The following is a 17,220-nucleotide window of genomic DNA, read 5'->3' as shown; positions in this document are numbered from 1 at the left end:
TCATGGCAGAGAGCGAAAGCGGTCAGGACAAAACAGAAGACCCCACGGAGAAACGCAAAAAGGACTCCCGTGAAAAGGGTGAGATTGCCCGCTCCAAAGAGCTCAACACCCTCGCCGTGATGATGGCTGGTGCCGCGGCATTGCTGATCTTCGGCGGCATGCTCGCGCAAGAATTGATGGAGCTGATGCGCCTGAACTTCAGCCTGTCCCGCGAAGTGGTGATGGATCAGGGCGCCATGGGCCGCTTCTTGATGCAGTCGGGCCTGATGGCGCTGCTGGCGATTCAGCCGGTGATGATCACCTTGTTGATCGCCGCCATCGTCGGCCCAATCTCCCTCGGCGGCTGGCTGTTCGCCGCCGGTTCGCTGGCCCCCAAGTTCAGCCGGATGAACCCGGCCGCCGGCCTGAAACGGATGTTCTCGTTCAAGGCCGTGGTCGAACTGCTCAAGGCGCTGGCCAAGTTTCTGATCACCCTCGGTGTGGCGCTGCTGGTGCTGTCGGCCGACGTCGATGACCTGTTGCGCATTGCCCATGAGCCGCTGGATCAGGCGATCATTCACAGCGTGTTGCTGGTCGGCTGGAGTACCTTGTGGCTGGCCTGCGGCCTGATCATCATTGCCGCTGTCGACGTGCCGGTGCAGCTGTGGGAAGCGCACAAGAAACTGCTGATGACCAAGCAGGAAGTGCGTGACGAACACAAGGATCAGGAAGGCCGCCCGGAAGTCAAACAGCGCATCCGCCAGACCCAGCGCGAAATGTCCCAGCGCCGCATGATGGCCGCGATTCCCGACGCCGACGTGGTCATCACCAACCCGACCCACTACGCCGTCGCGCTCAAATACGACTCGGAGAAGGGCGGCGCACCGGTGCTGCTGGCCAAGGGCAGCGACTTCCTCGCCCTGAAAATCCGCGAAATCGCCGTCGCCAACAACGTCATGCTCCTCGAATCGCCGGGCCTGGCGCGCTCGATCTACTACTCCACCGAGCTGGATCAGGAGATTCCTGGCGGGCTGTATCTGGCGGTGGCGCAGGTGCTGGCGTACGTCTATCAGATCCGCCAGTACCGAGCCGGCAAGGGCAAGCGGCCTGACCCGCTGAAGGATGACTTGCCGATTCCGCCGGATTTGCGTCGCGATTCCTGACGTTGCTGCGCAGGCATTGGTCTGAGATCTCCCTTCACTGTCAACTCTTACAGGTGCGCTCGCGAACGACAAAGTTTCCTCCTGCTTCGTCAGCGCCGTTCGTCTGAAACCTGCGCGCACCTGTTAGTTCTGACAGTGGTCGGATGTTTGCGTCAAGTATCCAATGTCCTCTGCAGATCCCTGGCAAACCGCTACGGATTTTTCAGGAGCAGGGCGATGACTGGTTTGATGGAGATGCCGATTGAGGACGTTATCGACGATACGCAACATGACGTCGTTCCTTTCGATCCAAGCGGAGGGCTGGGCCTTTTTTCCCTCTTTCCGCCCAATATTCCCGGGCAGTTTACTGATATCGTTTTTCCACCGGCGCAAGTCGGGGTCAACCGCCCCATGCTTTTTACCAGTGCCAAGGGGCTGCGGGTGCTGGTGCAGGCCTATCTGAATATGGCCAAAGACGACACGATTGGTCTCTACATTGATCAGAATTTGGTCGATACGGCGGTATTGCCGGCTGATCACGGTGATCATGACGTCGTGATGCATATTCCCGCGGACAAAGTGCTGCCTGGCGTGCACACCCTGCGCTACGCGATTTCGCGCAAAAGCGGTCAGCCGCCTGAAGGGGCGCAACTCGAGGTCTGGTTCAAGATCGATCCTCCGGGCGGCATCGATCCCGAGCCGGATATGCCCGGCCATCAGCGTCTCAAACCGGCTCAACTGCCGTTCAAAGAGGGGGAGGTCATTGACAAGGATGCCGCTGCAAACGGCTTTATAGCGACCATCCCCCCCTGGCTATTCATGACAGAGGGGGACGTATTGATCCTCTCGTTCCACGGCGTTGAAGTCGCCCCTTACACGGTAAAGGGGAGCGACGTCGGAAAAGCAATCAGTGTGCTCGTTACGAAAGAAAATATTGAGCATGCGGGGCCCGCCAATCCCGCCGTAGTGGTCTATCAGATTAAAGATCAGGTGGAAAACGTCAGCGATTTCTCGGAGCGCGCGACGGTCATCAGCGATCCGGCGAATGTCTGGCTTGGTCCGGTAGTCGTCCCTCTTGCCAATGAAGATAAGGTCAGCCTTGATGAGGTTGGACTCGATGATCTGGGGGCTCAGATCATTACGCGCCCTGGCTTTGCGCTGAAGGAGAAACTACTGCTTCGATGGAAGGCCAAGACACAAAGCGGTGAAGTGGTCGAGCACAGTGAAGAGCAGACGATTACTCGTCTCGGCATTCAGTCTTTCAATATTCCTAATAGCGTTTTAAAGGCCAGCGCGCCCGGGCAGGTGCAAGTGGATTACCTGCGCATCAAGGCAGATGGCCCAGATGATCGCTCCCAGGTCTACATCTTCGCGTTGCTTGGGAAAACGTTGCGACTGCCCGCTCCGAAAATAGCGGATCTGGTTGGCGGTACCCTCGACCCCGCGCTGAGCCTGACCACGGTGTTTTGCGGTCCCGATGCCCGGATAAAGAAGGGCTTCAGAGTCACACTGACCTGGATGGGCACCAGTGCCTCCGGCCGTCCGCACTTGTATCAGGCTTACCGCGACGTCAGTGACCGGTTGGTTGGCCGCGCCATCCCCTTCAGCGTGACCACCGAAGATATCGCGCCATTGATCAGAGGGTCGGTCCGTGTGTCGTATCACGTCAGTCATGCCACGTTGAAACCTGCGTTGGCTTCTGAAGTGACGACTGCGCGCATCGGGGAGCTTGTTCCTGCCCTGCCTGCGCCGAAAGTGGATGGCATCATTGCCGACGTGCTCAATCCGTTGCATGTGCCGCATGGCACGGATATCCGGATTGCGGCGGCCGCCTATACCCTTTTGGGCGATGTGGTGCATGTGGAAGGTCGAGGAGATGCGGGCGGGATGGGCTACCGGGACTCCTTGCCGATCGAGCAAATGCCGGTCGACGAGCCGCTCCGGTTCAGGCTGGACTGGGATACCATCGAGCTTAATCGGGAGCAGTTCTTCAATCTGCTTTGGTGGATCGAGCGGCCAGACGAACTGCCTAAGTCATCCGCATTGCTCGAGTTTTATATCGGAGACCCGGCGCAGTCGTTGCAGCCGCCTACGGTTCGCCGCGCTCCGGATGGCGTGCTTGACCCGTTGGAAAACCATGAAGGCGTCAGAGCACGCATACAGATAGCCAGTCCACGCCCGGGTGATCAGGTTCGGCTACTGGTTAAAGGCGCGCCTGGAGAAGGTTCGCCGACGTTTGAACCGCAACCGTTGAATGTAGACAAAGCATTTTTTTCTCTGCCGCCGTCATTCATTGCGCACAATCTTGGAGAACAGGTTGAGCTGCGCTCCGAGCTGATCAGAAACGGTAAGACGGTGCAATCCAGACCTTTGATGTTGCAAGTGAAAACAATCAGCGACATGGATCCCGCCCTGACCCATCCGCAGATTGTGGAAGCGGGGGCTGTGCCGTTTATCGATCTGAGAATTATCAAGACTGATCTCACGTGCGTGGTGAAGCCACCGCTGCCGATTGCTGTGGCCGGGCAGCGGGTCTGGCTCACTGTCACCAGTGAAGGGTCCGAGCCATTACCGTTGCGCGCCGGTATCGTATTGACTGCTGAAGAAATCACTCAGGGCATCAGCGTCAAGGCTGACCGCAGCTGGTTCTATGCGCTCAAGGATCTCGCTACCTGTGAGTTGACCTGCAAAATAGCGTTGCGCAGCACGGACACCGAGGACTCTGCGCTGAAGCTTCCGGTGGTGAAGTACACGGTGAAGGTTACGGAGGCGCTGGCGATCAATACCGCCACTATGTTGCTCAATGGCGTAAAAGTGGTGGGTGGTACAGCCTACGGATTACGCGAGCGGGAGGTCGTAAACAACGTGCAGGTGCGCGTGCCAACGGGCGGCCGAACGCCCTATACCTATCAATCGGCTAATGCTGGCATAGCGACGGTTGACGCCAATGGCAAGGTTGCCGGTAGGCATAACGGAACGACCACCATCACCGTGATGGATGCCCATCAGCAAAAGGTTTCGTATTCCGTGCAAGTGACGAATGTTTATCGGCTTGGAATGAGCGAGGCGTTCATGACGGCAGCCGAGGCGCATTCCTGGCTTAGCCAATCCGGAGCCACCCGTATTTACAACGATAACCGGCCGCTCGGCGCGGGCCACCTGCAGGCGAATTTCGTCGACTTGACTCCCCTGTTCGGTGCAAGAGGGACATATTATGGCCGTTTTTTCGCTATTAACCTTTCCTTTGCCACTCCCTACGTCGTCTATTACGAACTGTTGGATAACGGAGTTCTGGCGGGCGCAAGCTTATCAGTCGCGGGCAACGCGGTCCGTAAACGGTGGATGGCTTATCACTTGACCTGACGTACATGAGACTTGTCAGGCGCCGGGAGAGTTTTCCCGTGCGCCTCTATATTTTGATCGTTCCTACGCGTAGCAAAGGAATGCCTTAACGGACGCTCACCGTTCGGCCTCTGGAGGGGACGCGGAGCGTCCCGGGCTGCATTCCCACGCAGAGTGTGGGAACGATCATGGGGGCGCGGCTACTGCGGCAGCTCCAGATTATCCAGCGCCCGACTCACCGCCAATTCCCCAAGCATGATCAATTGCGCAATCCCCAGCAGCGTTCTGCGTTGCGAGGCGGGGATGAGATTGGCGAAGTCATTGGCGATGGTTCTGGCCGAGGCGAGGGTTTCGCAGGCGTTGGCCAGCAGTTCTTCGTTTTTGAAATCCGCGGTCACGGCGTACATCGTGCGTTTTTTACGCGGCGGTGGCGGCGAGCCGGGCGGGCAGAGGTAGTGGTCGAGGGCGCGGTCGGCGGCGTCGTGGAGCTTGGTGGAGTCGAGGGATTCGTAGGGGGAGGTGGGGTCGGTTGCGGGTGGGTTGGGGGTTGGTTTGGTCATGGCAAAACTCCGTGGTTGATTTAGCCGCCACGGCTTATCGCTAAACAAGTATAGGTGGCGGCTGTACGCAGGTTAGCGATCCGGGTCACAGAAACCCCGGGTAGACCCGAAGGTCTCCCACGCACAGCCACCATTGCATCAAGTGCAGGTAATCAATTGCACTGGAACCGGCGTTGCTGCGTCTGTTAGAGGCGGATCGCTAAACCCGATCGCTGATTCGTCAGCGACCGGACCACAATAGAACCCGACCCCAAAGCGCACAAGCCGGCGGATTCTGGCTTGGCTGTAGGCAATGGCGCAAGGATTTGTAGCCTTGAGACCGTGTCTGCAGGTGTCTTTTAAACCGCTTCGTTTAAATCAAGAAATTTGTGCCGGACATGAGGGCCTCTTCGCGAGCAGGCTCGCTCCTACACTGGCCGTGTTTTTCAGTCCTTTGCAAAAGTTGGAAGGCTTCTTGCAATAGCCGCCCTGCGCCCGTTCGGGGCGTCAAAAGTTTGCTTTAAAGGAACGGGGAAAACCGGTGGATCGCTCTCAGTTATTCAACACTGCTCGCACAAACGTTGCCGACCTCAGTCGAGGCAATCTGGGTGTGCCGTTGTTGCTGCTGGTGATGCTGGCGATGATGATGTTGCCGGTGCCGCCGTTCCTGCTCGACGTCTTCTTTACCTTCAACATCGCGCTGTCGATCGTGGTCCTGCTGGTCTGCGTGTATGCGCTGCGGCCGCTGGATTTCGCCGTGTTCCCGACCATTCTGCTGGTCGCGACGCTGTTGCGACTGGCACTGAACGTGGCCTCGACGCGGGTGGTGATGCTCCACGGTCAGGACGGCCATGCCGCAGCCGGTAAAGTGATCCAGGCCTTCGGTGAGGTGGTGATCGGCGGTAACTACGTGGTCGGTATCGTGGTGTTCGCGATCCTGATGATCATCAACTTCGTCGTGGTGACCAAGGGTGCCGGGCGGATTTCCGAGGTGAGCGCGCGCTTCACCCTCGATGCGATGCCCGGCAAACAAATGGCGATTGACGCCGACCTCAACGCCGGCCTGATCGACCAGAATCAAGCCAAGTCGCGCCGTCAGGAAGTCGCCCAGGAGGCGGAGTTCTACGGTTCGATGGACGGTGCCAGCAAGTTCGTCCGCGGTGACGCCATCGCCGGCCTGCTGATTCTGTTCATCAACCTCATCGGCGGCATGGCCGTGGGTATCTTCCAGCACGGCATGAGTTTCGGCGATGCGGGCAAGGTTTACGCCTTGCTGACCATCGGTGACGGTTTGGTGGCGCAATTGCCATCACTGTTGTTATCAACAGCGGCGGCGATCATGGTGACCCGTGCTTCCGGCTCGGAAGACATGGGCAAGCAGATCAACCGGCAGATGTTCGCCTCGCCGAAAGCGCTGGCCGTGGCCGCAGGTTTGATGGCGGTGATGGGCCTGGTGCCGGGCATGCCGCATTTCTCTTTCCTGAGCATGGCCGCGCTGGCCGCTGGCGGCGCCTACCTGTTCTGGAAAAAGCAGAACGTCGCCAAGGTCGTGGCGCTGGAAGAGGTCAAGCGTCAGCAGGAACTGCTGCCGTCGCCTGCCCGCGCCATGGAAACCAAGGAACTGGGCTGGGACGACGTCACGCCGATCGACATGATCGGCCTGGAAGTCGGCTACCGCCTGATTCCGCTGGTGGACCGCAATCAGGGTGGGCAGTTGCTGGCGCGGATCAAGGGCGTGCGCAAGAAGCTCTCGCAGGATCTGGGCTTCCTGATGCCGACCGTGCACATCCGTGACAACCTCGATCTGGCGCCGAGTGCTTATCGCCTGACGCTGATGGGCGTGATCCTGGCGGAGGCCGAGATCTACCCGGATCGCGAGCTGGCGATCAACCCGGGCCAGGTCTACGGCTCGCTCAACGGTATCAACGCCAAAGATCCGGCTTTTGGTCTGGAGGCGGTGTGGATCGAAATCAGCCAGCGCGCCCAGGCGCAATCGCTTGGCTACACCGTGGTCGACGCCAGCACCGTGGTTGCGACGCACTTGAACCAGATTCTGTACAAGCACTCCAGTGAGCTGATCGGCCACGAAGAAGTCCAGCAACTCATGCAATTGCTGGCCAAGAGCTCGCCGAAACTGGCTGAAGAGTTGGTGCCGGGTGTGGTTTCGCTGTCGCAGTTGCTCAAAGTGCTGCAGGCGTTGCTTGCCGAACACGTGCCGGTGCGCGATATCCGCAGCATCGCCGAAGCCATCGCCAACAACGCCGCCAAGAGTCAAGATACCGCCGCGCTGGTGGCTGCCGTGCGGGTCGGCGTATCCCGTGCAATCGTCCAAAGCATTGTAGGCACTGAGTCCGAGCTGCCTGTGATCACATTGGAACCAAGGTTGGAACAGATATTGCTCAATAGTCTGCAGAAGGCAGGACAAGGCTCGGAAGAGGGCGTTCTGCTGGAGCCAAGCATGGCCGAGAAGCTGCAACGTTCGTTGATCGAAGCGGCGCAGCGTCAGGAAATGCAAGGTCAGCCGGTGATCCTGTTGGTTGCCGGCCCGATCCGCGCGATGCTCTCGCGCTTCGGCCGCCTCGCCGTCCCCGGACTGCATGTGCTGGCCTACCAGGAAATACCGGACAACAAGCAAGTGACCATCGTTGCGACAGTAGGGCCCAACGGCTGAGGTAGTGGTTTATGCAAGTTAAGCGTTTTTTCGCCGCCGATATGCGTCAGGCCATGAAGCTGGTTCGCGATGAGCTGGGCGCTGATGCCGCCATCATCGGTAACCGCCGCATTGCCGGCGGCGTCGAGTTGACGGCAGCACTGGATTACAAATTGTCGGCGCTGGCGCCACGGGTTCCGAACATGGAACTCGAGGACGAGCTGCGCAAGACCCAGTCGCGCATCGTCACCGCACAGGCCGAATTGAGCCTGCGTGGCGAAGCCGACGGCAACACCAATCAGCAGTTGTTCGCCGGGCTGCCGTTGACGGCCGGCCTGCCGCTGACCGCTGCCGAACCGTTGACCGAGCCGACCTACGCTGCACCGGCGCGTCCGGCCGCAGCGCCTGCGCAGGCTTCGGCGGGCGTCGATCCGCGTGCGCTGGATTCGATGCGTTTTGAGTTGAACAGCCTGCGCGAACTGATGGAAGTGCAGCTCGGCACGCTGGCGTGGAATCAGCTGCAGGGCAGCCGCCCGGCGCAAGCCAATCTGTATCGCCGTCTGCAGCGCATCGGCCTGTCCGGCCCGCTGTCGCGTGATCTGCTGTCGATGATCACCGATATCGAAGAGCCGCGTCAGGCCTGGCGCATGTTGCTCGCGCATCTGGCGCGGATGATTGCCGTACCGGAAGTCGAGCCGCTGGAAGAGGGCGGTGTGATTGCGATGGTCGGCCCGGCGGGCATGGGCAAGACCACCACGCTGGCCAAGCTGGCGGCGCGTTATGTGCTCAAGTACGGCGCGCAGAATGTGGCGCTGGTGAGCATGGACAGCTTCCGCATCGGTGCGCAGGAACAACTCAAGACCCTGGGGCGCATTCTCAATGTGCCGGTGACCCACGTCGATCCGGGCCAGTCGCTGGTGCAGGCGCTCGATCCGCTGCTGCGCAAGCGCGTGGTGCTGATCGATACCGCCGGCCTGCAGGCCAGCGATCCGGCGCTGCGCATGCAGCTGGAAAGTCTGGCCGGGCGGGGCATTCGCTCAAAAAATTATCTGGTCCTGGCAACCACCAGCCAGAAACAGGTTCTAACCGCCGCTTATCATAGTTACAAGCGTTGCGGGCTGGCCGGCTGCATTCTGACTAAACTGGATGAAACAGCCAGTCTTGGTGAAGTGTTGAGCCTGGCGATCAGTCATGAATTGCCGGTCGCGTACCTGACCGATGGCCCACGGATTCCGGATGATCTGCATCTGCCGCGCCGTCATCAACTGGTCAGCCGCGCCGTCAGCGTGCAAATGCAGGAAGAACCCAGCGAAGAAGCCATGGCTGACATGTTCGCTGATATCTATCACAGCCCGACCAAGCAGGTTGGCTGAGGTAATCATGAACAGTTTTTGTACCTACATCGATGGTCTGCCACGCATTGTTCCGATCCGGAACGCGCAGCCAGTAATGTGGCCTCCGTCTATGCAAGACAAGGTAAAGAAATAACATGGGCAGCATGCATCCCGTACAGGTGATCGCGGTGACCGGCGGCAAAGGTGGCGTCGGCAAGACTAACGTGTCAGTGAACTTGTCGCTGGCGCTGGCAGAGCTTGGCCGTCGGGTCATGCTGCTGGACGCCGACCTCGGTCTGGCGAACGTCGACGTTCTGCTGGGGCTGACCCCCAAACGCACGCTGGCCGACGTGATCGAAGGCCGCTGTGAACTGCGCGACGTGCTGTTGCAGGGCCCGGGCGGGATTCGCATCGTGCCGGCGGCGTCCGGCACGCAGAGCATGGTCCACCTGAGCCCGGCGCAGCACGCCGGCCTGATTCAGGCGTTCAGCGACATCGGCGACAATCTCGACGTGCTGGTGATCGACACCGCTGCGGGCATTGGTGACTCGGTGGTCAGTTTCGTCCGCGCCGCGCAGGAAGTGTTGCTGGTGGTGTGTGACGAGCCGACCTCGATCACCGACGCCTACGCACTGATCAAATTGCTCAACCGCGATTACGGCATGAACCGCTTCCGCGTCCTCGCCAACATGGCGCAGAGCCCGCAGGAAGGGCGCAACCTGTTCGCCAAGTTGACCAAGGTCACGGACCGTTTCCTTGACGTCGCCCTACAATACGTAGGCGCCGTCCCGTATGACGAAAGCGTGCGCAAGGCCGTGCAGAAACAACGCGCCGTCTACGAAGCCTTTCCACGCTCCAAGTGCGCCCTGGCCTTCAAGGCCATCGCGCAGAAGGTCGACACGTGGCCGTTGCCGGCCAACCCGCGCGGCCACCTGGAGTTTTTCGTCGAGCGTCTCGTGCAGCAAACCGCAGGGCCTGTGATATGACCGCCAGTGGCATGAATCTTTACAAGAAGTCGGCGCGTGACGCGCAGTACGAGTTGATCGAGCGTTACGCGCCACTGGTCAAGCGCATTGCCTATCACTTGCTGGCACGTTTGCCGGCCAGTGTGCAGGTCGAAGACCTGATCCAGGCCGGTATGATCGGCCTGCTCGAAGTGTCGACCAAATACGACGCCAGCAAGGGCGCCAGTTTCGAAACGTACGCGGGCATTCGAATCCGCGGCGCGATGCTCGATGAAGTGCGCAAAGGGGATTGGGCGCCACGCTCGGTCCACCGCAATACCCGGATGGTCAGCGACGCAATTCGCTCGATTGAAGCTAAAACCGGCCGTGACGCTAAAGATCACGAGGTTGCGGCCGAACTCCAATTGAGTCTCGACGATTATTACGGGATTCTGAATGACACTTTGGGCAGCCGCCTGTTCAGTTTCGACGACCTCTTGCAGGACGGCGAACACGAAGGGCTGCACGAGGATGGCGCCAGTGCTCATATGGAGCCGTCACGCGATCTGGAAGATGAACGCTTCCAGACGGCGCTGGCGGACGCGATTGCCAATTTGCCGGAGCGTGAGCGACTGGTGTTGGCGCTGTACTATGACGAAGAGCTGAACCTCAAGGAGATCGGTGAAGTCCTTGGCGTCAGTGAATCGCGGGTCAGCCAGTTACACAGCCAGTGCGCGGCCCGTTTGCGGGGGCGTTTGGGGGAGTGGCGAGCGCGCTGAAGGCAGTGTGGGGACACTGCGAAACGAGGCTGGTGCGGTGATGAGCGGCGCCGGTCTCGATCCGTTGTGCTCCAGACAAACTTTAAGTGCTGCGCCGATTGATTGAAGTGGCGCGTCCAGGTGCTGGGCGCGTTTAAGACTGCTTGGAGGTCGAATTGAACAAAGACATGAAAATCCTCATCGTTGATGACTTCTCAACGATGCGGCGGATCATCAAGAACCTGCTGCGCGATCTTGGGTTCACCAACACCGTCGAGGCCGACGATGGCACCACTGCCATTCCGGTGCTCAACAGCGGCAGCATCGACTTTCTGGTAACGGACTGGAACATGCCGGGCATGACCGGTATCGACCTGCTGCGCCACGTGCGCGCCGATGAAAAACTCAAGCACCTGCCAGTGTTGATGGTGACCGCTGAAGCCAAGCGTGAGCAGATCATCGAAGCCGCTCAGGCCGGTGTGAACGGCTACGTGGTCAAACCTTTCACGGCTCAGGCGTTGAAAGACAAAATCGAGAAGATTTTCGAACGCATCGGCTGAGAACGCGCGGGGGAGCTATGGAGCATAACGAATCTTCACAGGGCGATTTTGAATCGACCCTGAAAAAACACGCGGTCGAACTGGTCGAGAGCCTTGAAAAAGGCAGGTTCGGCGACGCGGTGCAACTGATCCATGAGCTCAATCAGACCCGTGACCGTGGCCTGTATCAGGAAGTGGGCAAGCTCACGCGTGAACTGCACAGTGCGATCGTCAATTTCCAGATCGATCCGCACATGCCGCAGGCCGAGGAAGTGTCGCAAATCACCGACGCCACCGAACGCCTGGGCTATGTGGTCAAGCTGACGGAAGCCGCGGCCAACCGCACCATGGATCTGGTGGAAAGCGCCACGCCAGTGGTCAACAGTCTGGCCGATGAAGCCCAGACGTTGAGCGCCGATTGGGGTCGCTTCATGCGTCGCGAGGTCGGGGCTGAAGAGTTCCGCGAGCTGGCGCGCCGGGTCGACGGTTTTCTGTCACGCAGCAGCACGGACAACCGTGCGGTGTCGAGCAATCTCAACGACATCCTGCTGGCCCAGGATTACCAGGACCTCACCGGTCAGGTGATCAAGCGCGTGACCCAACTGGTCACCGAAGTCGAAAGCAATCTGCTCAAACTCGTCCTCATGGCCAGTCAGGTCGACCGCTTTGCGGGCATCGAACATGACCGTGCCGCGATGCTTGCCGAAAAAGATCCACAAAAACATCTCTCGCAGGGTGAAGGTCCGCAGATTCATGCCGATAAACGAGAAGACGTTGTGTCCGGTCAGGACGATGTGGACGATTTGTTATCCAGCCTTGGATTCTAGATTTTCGGAATTTCGGGTTTTTTGGGTTTTTAGACCTGTAGGAGCACCCCATTAATGAGCTTCGGCGCCGATGAAGAGATCCTTCAGGATTTCCTGGTTGAGGCCGGCGAGATTCTTGAGCAACTGTCCGAACAACTGGTCGAGCTGGAAAGCCGCCCGGATGACGCAGACCTGCTCAACGCAATTTTTCGCGGTTTCCACACTGTAAAAGGGGGCGCCGGCTTCCTTCAGCTCAATGAGCTGGTGGAGTGCTGTCACATCGCCGAAAACGTGTTCGACATCCTCCGTAAGGGTGAGCGTCGCGTTGATGCAGAACTGATGGACGTCGTGCTCGAAGCACTGGACGCGGTGAACAGCATGTTCAGCGAAGTCCGCGAGCGTGCACCGATCACCGCCGCCACGCCAGAACTGCTGGCCGCGCTGGCGCGTCTGGCCGAGCCGCAAAGCGCCGACGAAGCCCCAGCTTCGCCAGTGGCTGAGATGATCGAGGAACTGGTCGTCGAAGGCGACGCATCCGGCGACATCACCGATAACGAATTCGAGCAGTTGCTGGACTCGCTGAACGCCGTCAAGGCCGAAGCCGAAGCCCCGGCCGCTGCGGCCCCTGCGCCGGCCGCCGATGTGCCGGCCAGCGATGAAATCACCGACGCCGAGTTCGAGTCGTTGCTCGATCAGTTGCACGGCAAAGGTCAGTTTGCGGCTGACGCAGTCGCACCGACCGCCGCGGCTCCTGCCGCACCGGCCAAAGGCGACAGCTCCGACATCACCGACGACGAATTCGAAGCTCTGCTTGATCAGCTGCACGGCAAGGGCAACTTCGCCGTCGATGCGCTGGAATCGGCGATCGCTTCGGCCCCGGCTGCACCTGCTGCACCGGCCGCCGCCGCAGCCGGCAGCGACCTGATCAGCGACCACGAATTCGAATCGCTGCTCGACGAATTGCACGGCAAAGGCAAGTTTGACGCCAGCGCCGCGACGGCTGGCTCCGCATCAAGCGTTGCCACGCCGGCCGCCAAGGCTCCGGCTGCTGCCGTTGCTGCGCCAAAAGCTGCGCCGAAGCCTGAACCCAAAGCCGAAGCGCCAAAACCGGCCGCTGCTGCACCGGCTCCGGCCCGTGCGCCTGCCTCGCCACCGCCTGAAAAACCGGCCAGCGAAGCCGAGACCACCGTGCGCGTCGACACTGCGCGTCTCGACGAAATCATGAACATGGTCGGCGAGCTGGTGCTGGTGCGTAACCGTCTGGTGCGCCTGGGCCTCAACAGCGGCGACGAAGCCATGTCCAAGGCCGTGTCGAACCTCGACGTGGTCACCGCTGACCTGCAGACCGCCGTGATGAAAACGCGGATGCAGCCGATCAAGAAGGTCTTCGGGCGCTTCCCGCGTCTGGTCCGCGACCTCGCGCGTCAGCTCAAGAAAGAGATCAACCTGGAACTGGTGGGTGAAGAAACCGACCTCGACAAAAACCTTGTCGAGGCCCTGGCCGACCCGCTGGTCCACTTGGTGCGCAACGCTGTCGACCACGGCATCGAGTCGCCGGAAGAACGCGAAGCCTCGGGCAAGGCCCGTGGCGGTCGTGTGGTGCTGGCGGCCGAGCAGGAAGGCGACCATATCCTGCTGTCGATTTCCGATGACGGCAAAGGCATGGACCCGAACGTGCTGCGTGCGATCGCGGTAAAACGCGGCGTGATGGACAAGGACGCGGCCGATCGCCTGAGCGATACCGAGTGCTACAACCTGATTTTCGCTCCGGGGTTCTCGACCAAGACCGAGATTTCCGACGTGTCCGGCCGCGGTGTCGGCATGGACGTGGTGAAGACCAAGATTTCCCAGCTCAACGGTTCGATCAATATCTACTCGACCAAGGGCCAGGGCTCGAAGATCGTCATCAAGGTGCCATTGACCCTGGCGATCATGCCGACGCTGATGGTCATGCTCGGCAACCAGGCGTTCGCGTTCCCGTTGGTCAACGTCAACGAGATCTTCCACCTCGACCTGTCGACCACCAACGTCGTCGACGGTCAGGAAGTGGTAATCGTGCGAGACAAGGCGCTGCCACTGTTCTACCTCAAGCGCTGGCTGGTCAGCTCCGCCGCTCACGAAGAGCAGCGTGAAGGCCACGTGGTGATCCTTTCGGTGGGCACCCAGCGGATCGGCTTCGTCGTCGATCAACTGGTCGGCCAGGAAGAAGTGGTCATCAAGCCATTGGGCAAAATGCTGCAGGGCACTCCGGGCATGTCCGGCGCCACCATCACCGGTGACGGCCGCATTGCACTGATTCTCGATGTTCCAAGCATGCTCAAGCGTTACGCCGCACGGCGTATTTGAATCCGGGGCGGCGGGGCGCTGACGTCCCGCTGCACCTAATGGAGTGTTTATGGCAGTCAAAGTCCTGGTGGTGGACGATTCGGGGTTTTTCCGCCGCCGCGTCTCGGAAATTCTTTCAGCGGACCCGAGCATCCAGGTGGTCGGCACCGCAACCAACGGTAAAGAGGCGATCGATCAGGCGCTGGCGCTCAAGCCGGACGTGATCACCATGGACTACGAGATGCCGATGATGGACGGCATCACGGCGGTGCGGCACATCATGCAGCGCTGCCCGACCCCGGTGTTGATGTTCTCCTCGCTGACTCACGAAGGCGCGCGGGTGACCCTCGATGCGCTGGACGCCGGCGCGGTGGATTTCCTGCCGAAGAATTTCGAAGACATCTCGCGCAATCCCGAGAAGGTCAAGCAACTGCTGTGCGAGAAGGTTCACAGCATTTCGCGCAGCAACCGTCGTTTCAGTGCCTACAGCGCCCCGGCGCCTGCCGCTGCGCCAGCACCGACGCCTGCGCCTTCGACTGCGTCGAGCTACAGCAGCCACAGCAGCCCTGTTCCGGCGCGTCCGGCACCTGCGCCTGCTCGTGCATCCGCTGCAAGCGCTTCATCAGTAGCACCGAAACGCAAAGCCTACAAACTGCTTGCCATCGGTACATCGACCGGCGGCCCGGTAGCCCTGCAACGCGTGCTCACGCAGTTGCCGGCGAACTTCCCGGCGCCGATCGTGCTGATCCAGCACATGCCAGCGGCGTTCACCAAGGCTTTTGCCGAACGCCTCGACAAGCTCTGCCGCATCAGCGTCAAGGAAGCCGAGGACGGCGACATCCTGCGTCCGGGCCTGGCGTTGCTGGCACCGGGTGGCAAGCAAATGATGATCGACGGCCGTGGCGCGGTGAAAATCCTCCCGGGCGACGAGCGTCTGAACTACAAACCTTGCGTGGACATCACTTTCGGCTCGGCGGCGAAATCCTACGGCGACAAAGTGTTGGCGGTGGTGTTGACCGGCATGGGCGCGGACGGCCGCGAAGGCGCGCGTCTGCTCAAGCAGGGCGGCAGCGCGGTGTGGGCGCAGGACGAGGCCAGCTGCGTGATTTACGGCATGCCGATGGCCATCGTCAAAGCCGATCTGGCGGACGCGGTGTATAGCCTCGATGACATGGGTAAACACATCGTCGAGGCGTGTCTCTGATGGATGTTCTCAGCCTTATCGGCCTGATCATGGCGTTCGTCGCCATCATCGGCGGCAACTACCTTGAGGGCGGCCACCTCGGTGCGCTGGCCAACGGCCCGGCGGCGCTGATCGTACTCGGCGGCACCGTCGGCGCGGCGCTGCTGCAATCGCCCATGAGCGCGTTCAAACGCGCCATGCAGATTCTGGCGTGGATCTTCTTCCCGCCGCGGGTCGACCTGGCCGGCGGTATCGACCGCGTGGTCAACTGGAGCCTCACCGCCCGCAAGGAAGGCTTGCTCGGGCTTGAAGGCGTCGCCGATGCCGAACCTGACGCCTACTCGCGCAAAGGCCTGCAATTGCTGGTCGACGGTGCCGAGCCGGAAGCCATTCGCAGCATTCTCGAAGTGGATTTCTACACTCAGGAATCCCGCGATATCGAAGCGGCCAAGGTTTTTGAAAGCATGGGCGGCTACGCGCCGACCATCGGCATCATCGGTGCGGTGATGGGCCTGATTCACGTCATGGGCAACCTGGCCGATCCGTCGCAGCTGGGCAACGGCATTGCCGTGGCATTCGTCGCGACGATCTATGGCGTGGCCAGTGCCAACCTGATCCTGTTGCCGGTGGCCGCCAAGCTGAAGTCAATCGCATTGCGGCAGTCGCGTTATCGCGAAATGTTGCTGGAAGGAATCCTGTCGATCGCCGAAGGTGAAAACCCGCGCTCTATCGAGTTGAAGCTTCAGGGCTTCATGGATTGATGGGGGAAATGGACCATGGCTCGTCGCAGGCACCAGGAAGAACACGTTAACCACGAGCGCTGGCTCGTGTCGTACGCCGACTTCATCACATTGCTGTTCGCGTTCTTCGTGGTGATGTACTCGATCTCGTCGATCAACGAAGGCAAGTACAAAGTCATTTCCGAAGCGCTGATCGGGGTGTTTACCGACTCCGATCGCTCGCTCAAACCGATACCGATCGGCGACGAACGGCCGAAAACCGTGACCCCGGCCAAGCCGCTGGTCAAGGATGCCGAGCAGGTCGACGCAGGCATCGCTGGCGCCAGCGATCCGCTGAAGAGCATCGCCGATGACATCAGCGCCGCGTTCGGTGATTTGATCAGCTCCAACCAGATGACCGTGCGCGGCAACGAACTGTGGGTCGAGATCGAACTCAACTCCAGCCTGTTGTTCGGCAGTGGCGACGCGATGCCGAGTGACATCGCGTTCAACATCATCGACAAGGTCGCGGCGATCCTGAAACCGTTCGACAACCCGATCCACGTCGAAGGCTTCACTGATGATCAACCGATCCGCACCGCACAGTACCCGACCAACTGGGAACTGTCCTCGGCGCGTTCGGCGAGCATCGTGCGCATGCTGGCGATGCAGGGCGTAAACCCTGGTCGGCTCGCTTCGGTGGGTTACGGTGAGTTCCAGCCGGTGGCCAATAACGCTACGGTCGAAGGCCGGGCGAAGAATCGTCGTGTGGTGCTGGTGGTCTCGCGCAATCTTGATGTGCGCCGCAGCCTGACGGGCACCGGAACGGCGAATGCGCAACCGGATGCCGCACTCAAGCGGGCTGGCACACAAACTGCACCGACCCCGGTCAAGACGCCGGGACGCGAGAGTGCCGTCAATTCTCCGTCGCCCGCATTAACACGCTGAAGCATGTCTCGG

13 protein-coding genes are annotated in these 17,220 nt (G+C 60.3%); 12 read left to right on the top strand and 1 reads right to left on the bottom strand.

Going from position 1 to position 17,220, the window contains the following annotated elements; all coding sequences use genetic code 11:
• The first annotated feature begins 2 nt into the window (after positions 1-2).
• Both flhB and BLU24_RS20940 read left to right on the top strand, forming a co-directional pair.
• Entirely contained in the window at positions 3-1,142 is a 1,140-nt protein-coding gene (flhB, locus tag BLU24_RS20945; RefSeq protein WP_093103443.1) for a flagellar biosynthesis protein FlhB, read from the top strand.
• A gap of 216 nt (positions 1,143-1,358) precedes the next feature.
• Positions 1,359-4,484: an Ig-like domain-containing protein gene (locus BLU24_RS20940; protein ID WP_093103441.1), complete on the top strand. Its 3,126-nt coding sequence runs from the start codon at positions 1,359-1,361 to the stop codon at positions 4,482-4,484.
• A gap of 179 nt (positions 4,485-4,663) precedes the next feature.
• On the opposite strand, the gene BLU24_RS20935 is transcribed toward BLU24_RS20940, so the two are convergent.
• Complete coding sequence (locus tag BLU24_RS20935; protein ID WP_093103438.1) at positions 4,664-5,023, bottom strand: DUF6124 family protein; 360 nt, start codon at positions 5,021-5,023, stop codon at positions 4,664-4,666.
• A gap of 520 nt (positions 5,024-5,543) precedes the next feature.
• On the opposite strand from BLU24_RS20935, the gene flhA reads away from it, so the two are divergent.
• The 10 genes from flhA to motD all read left to right on the top strand — a co-directional run bounded on the left by flhA (position 5,544) and on the right by motD (position 17,208).
• On the top strand, positions 5,544-7,673 hold the full coding sequence (gene flhA, locus BLU24_RS20930; protein WP_093103435.1) for a flagellar biosynthesis protein FlhA: 2,130 nt from the start codon (positions 5,544-5,546) through the stop codon (positions 7,671-7,673).
• Between the two features lie 11 nt (positions 7,674-7,684).
• Positions 7,685-9,025 (top strand): flagellar biosynthesis protein FlhF, encoded by a 1,341-nt coding sequence (flhF, locus tag BLU24_RS20925; RefSeq protein WP_090282373.1) that lies wholly within the window; start codon positions 7,685-7,687, stop codon positions 9,023-9,025.
• 116 nt (positions 9,026-9,141) lie between these two features.
• Positions 9,142-9,972: a flagellar synthesis regulator FleN gene (gene fleN, locus BLU24_RS20920; RefSeq protein WP_016771060.1), complete on the top strand. Its 831-nt coding sequence runs from the start codon at positions 9,142-9,144 to the stop codon at positions 9,970-9,972.
• Positions 9,969-10,709 carry an RNA polymerase sigma factor FliA gene (gene fliA, locus BLU24_RS20915; protein WP_090282374.1) on the top strand — a complete coding sequence of 247 codons (741 nt, stop codon included), beginning with the start codon at positions 9,969-9,971 and terminating at the stop codon, positions 10,707-10,709. The genes fleN and fliA overlap by 4 nt, the downstream gene beginning before the upstream one ends.
• A gap of 167 nt (positions 10,710-10,876) precedes the next feature.
• Positions 10,877-11,248 (top strand): chemotaxis response regulator CheY, encoded by a 372-nt coding sequence (locus tag BLU24_RS20910; RefSeq protein ID WP_024012118.1) that lies wholly within the window; start codon positions 10,877-10,879, stop codon positions 11,246-11,248.
• 17 nt (positions 11,249-11,265) lie between these two features.
• Positions 11,266-12,054 carry a protein phosphatase CheZ gene (locus tag BLU24_RS20905; RefSeq protein ID WP_042607546.1) on the top strand — a complete coding sequence of 263 codons (789 nt, stop codon included), beginning with the start codon at positions 11,266-11,268 and terminating at the stop codon, positions 12,052-12,054.
• Positions 12,055-12,108: 54 nt separating this feature from the next.
• The gene (locus BLU24_RS20900; RefSeq protein ID WP_093103432.1) at positions 12,109-14,379 is read left to right on the top strand and encodes a chemotaxis protein CheA; all 2,271 of its coding nucleotides are present in this window, start codon (positions 12,109-12,111) and stop codon (positions 14,377-14,379) included.
• 49 nt (positions 14,380-14,428) lie between these two features.
• Positions 14,429-15,562 (top strand): protein-glutamate methylesterase/protein-glutamine glutaminase, encoded by a 1,134-nt coding sequence (locus BLU24_RS20895; protein ID WP_093103429.1) that lies wholly within the window; start codon positions 14,429-14,431, stop codon positions 15,560-15,562.
• The gene (locus BLU24_RS20890; RefSeq protein WP_090282377.1) at positions 15,562-16,302 is read left to right on the top strand and encodes a flagellar motor protein; all 741 of its coding nucleotides are present in this window, start codon (positions 15,562-15,564) and stop codon (positions 16,300-16,302) included. The genes BLU24_RS20895 and BLU24_RS20890 overlap by 1 nt, the downstream gene beginning before the upstream one ends.
• Positions 16,303-16,317: 15 nt before the next feature.
• Positions 16,318-17,208, top strand: coding sequence for a flagellar motor protein MotD (gene motD, locus BLU24_RS20885; protein WP_042607549.1), 891 nt, complete (start codon positions 16,318-16,320; stop codon positions 17,206-17,208).
• Positions 17,209-17,220 lie beyond the last annotated feature (12 nt).

The organism is Pseudomonas sp. Z003-0.4C(8344-21) (assembly GCF_900104975.1).
GTDB classification, from domain to species: domain Bacteria; phylum Pseudomonadota; class Gammaproteobacteria; order Pseudomonadales; family Pseudomonadaceae; genus Aquipseudomonas; species Aquipseudomonas granadensis.
Note: the sequence above shows the minus strand (reverse complement) of the source record. Positions and strands in the feature narration are given on the sequence as shown.

Excerpts from the sequence above, each read along its gene's own strand:
- BLU24_RS20890 (WP_090282377.1), top strand. The coding sequence starts at position 15,562 with ATGGATGTTCTCAGCCTTATCGGCCTGATCATGGCGTTCGTCGCCATC.
- fliA (WP_090282374.1), top strand. The coding sequence starts at position 9,969 with ATGACCGCCAGTGGCATGAATCTTTACAAGAAGTCGGCGCGTGACGCG.
- BLU24_RS20900 (WP_093103432.1), top strand. The coding sequence starts at position 12,109 with ATGAGCTTCGGCGCCGATGAAGAGATCCTTCAGGATTTCCTGGTTGAG.
- motD (WP_042607549.1), top strand. The coding sequence starts at position 16,318 with ATGGCTCGTCGCAGGCACCAGGAAGAACACGTTAACCACGAGCGCTGG.
- BLU24_RS20910 (WP_024012118.1), top strand. The coding sequence starts at position 10,877 with ATGAAAATCCTCATCGTTGATGACTTCTCAACGATGCGGCGGATCATC.
- flhB (WP_093103443.1), top strand. The coding sequence starts at position 3 with ATGGCAGAGAGCGAAAGCGGTCAGGACAAAACAGAAGACCCCACGGAG.
- BLU24_RS20895 (WP_093103429.1), top strand. The coding sequence starts at position 14,429 with ATGGCAGTCAAAGTCCTGGTGGTGGACGATTCGGGGTTTTTCCGCCGC.
- fleN (WP_016771060.1), top strand. The coding sequence starts at position 9,142 with ATGGGCAGCATGCATCCCGTACAGGTGATCGCGGTGACCGGCGGCAAA.
- flhF (WP_090282373.1), top strand. The coding sequence starts at position 7,685 with ATGCAAGTTAAGCGTTTTTTCGCCGCCGATATGCGTCAGGCCATGAAG.
- BLU24_RS20935 (WP_093103438.1), bottom strand. The coding sequence starts at position 5,023 with ATGACCAAACCAACCCCCAACCCACCCGCAACCGACCCCACCTCCCCC.
- BLU24_RS20940 (WP_093103441.1), top strand. The coding sequence starts at position 1,359 with ATGACTGGTTTGATGGAGATGCCGATTGAGGACGTTATCGACGATACG.
- BLU24_RS20905 (WP_042607546.1), top strand. The coding sequence starts at position 11,266 with ATGGAGCATAACGAATCTTCACAGGGCGATTTTGAATCGACCCTGAAA.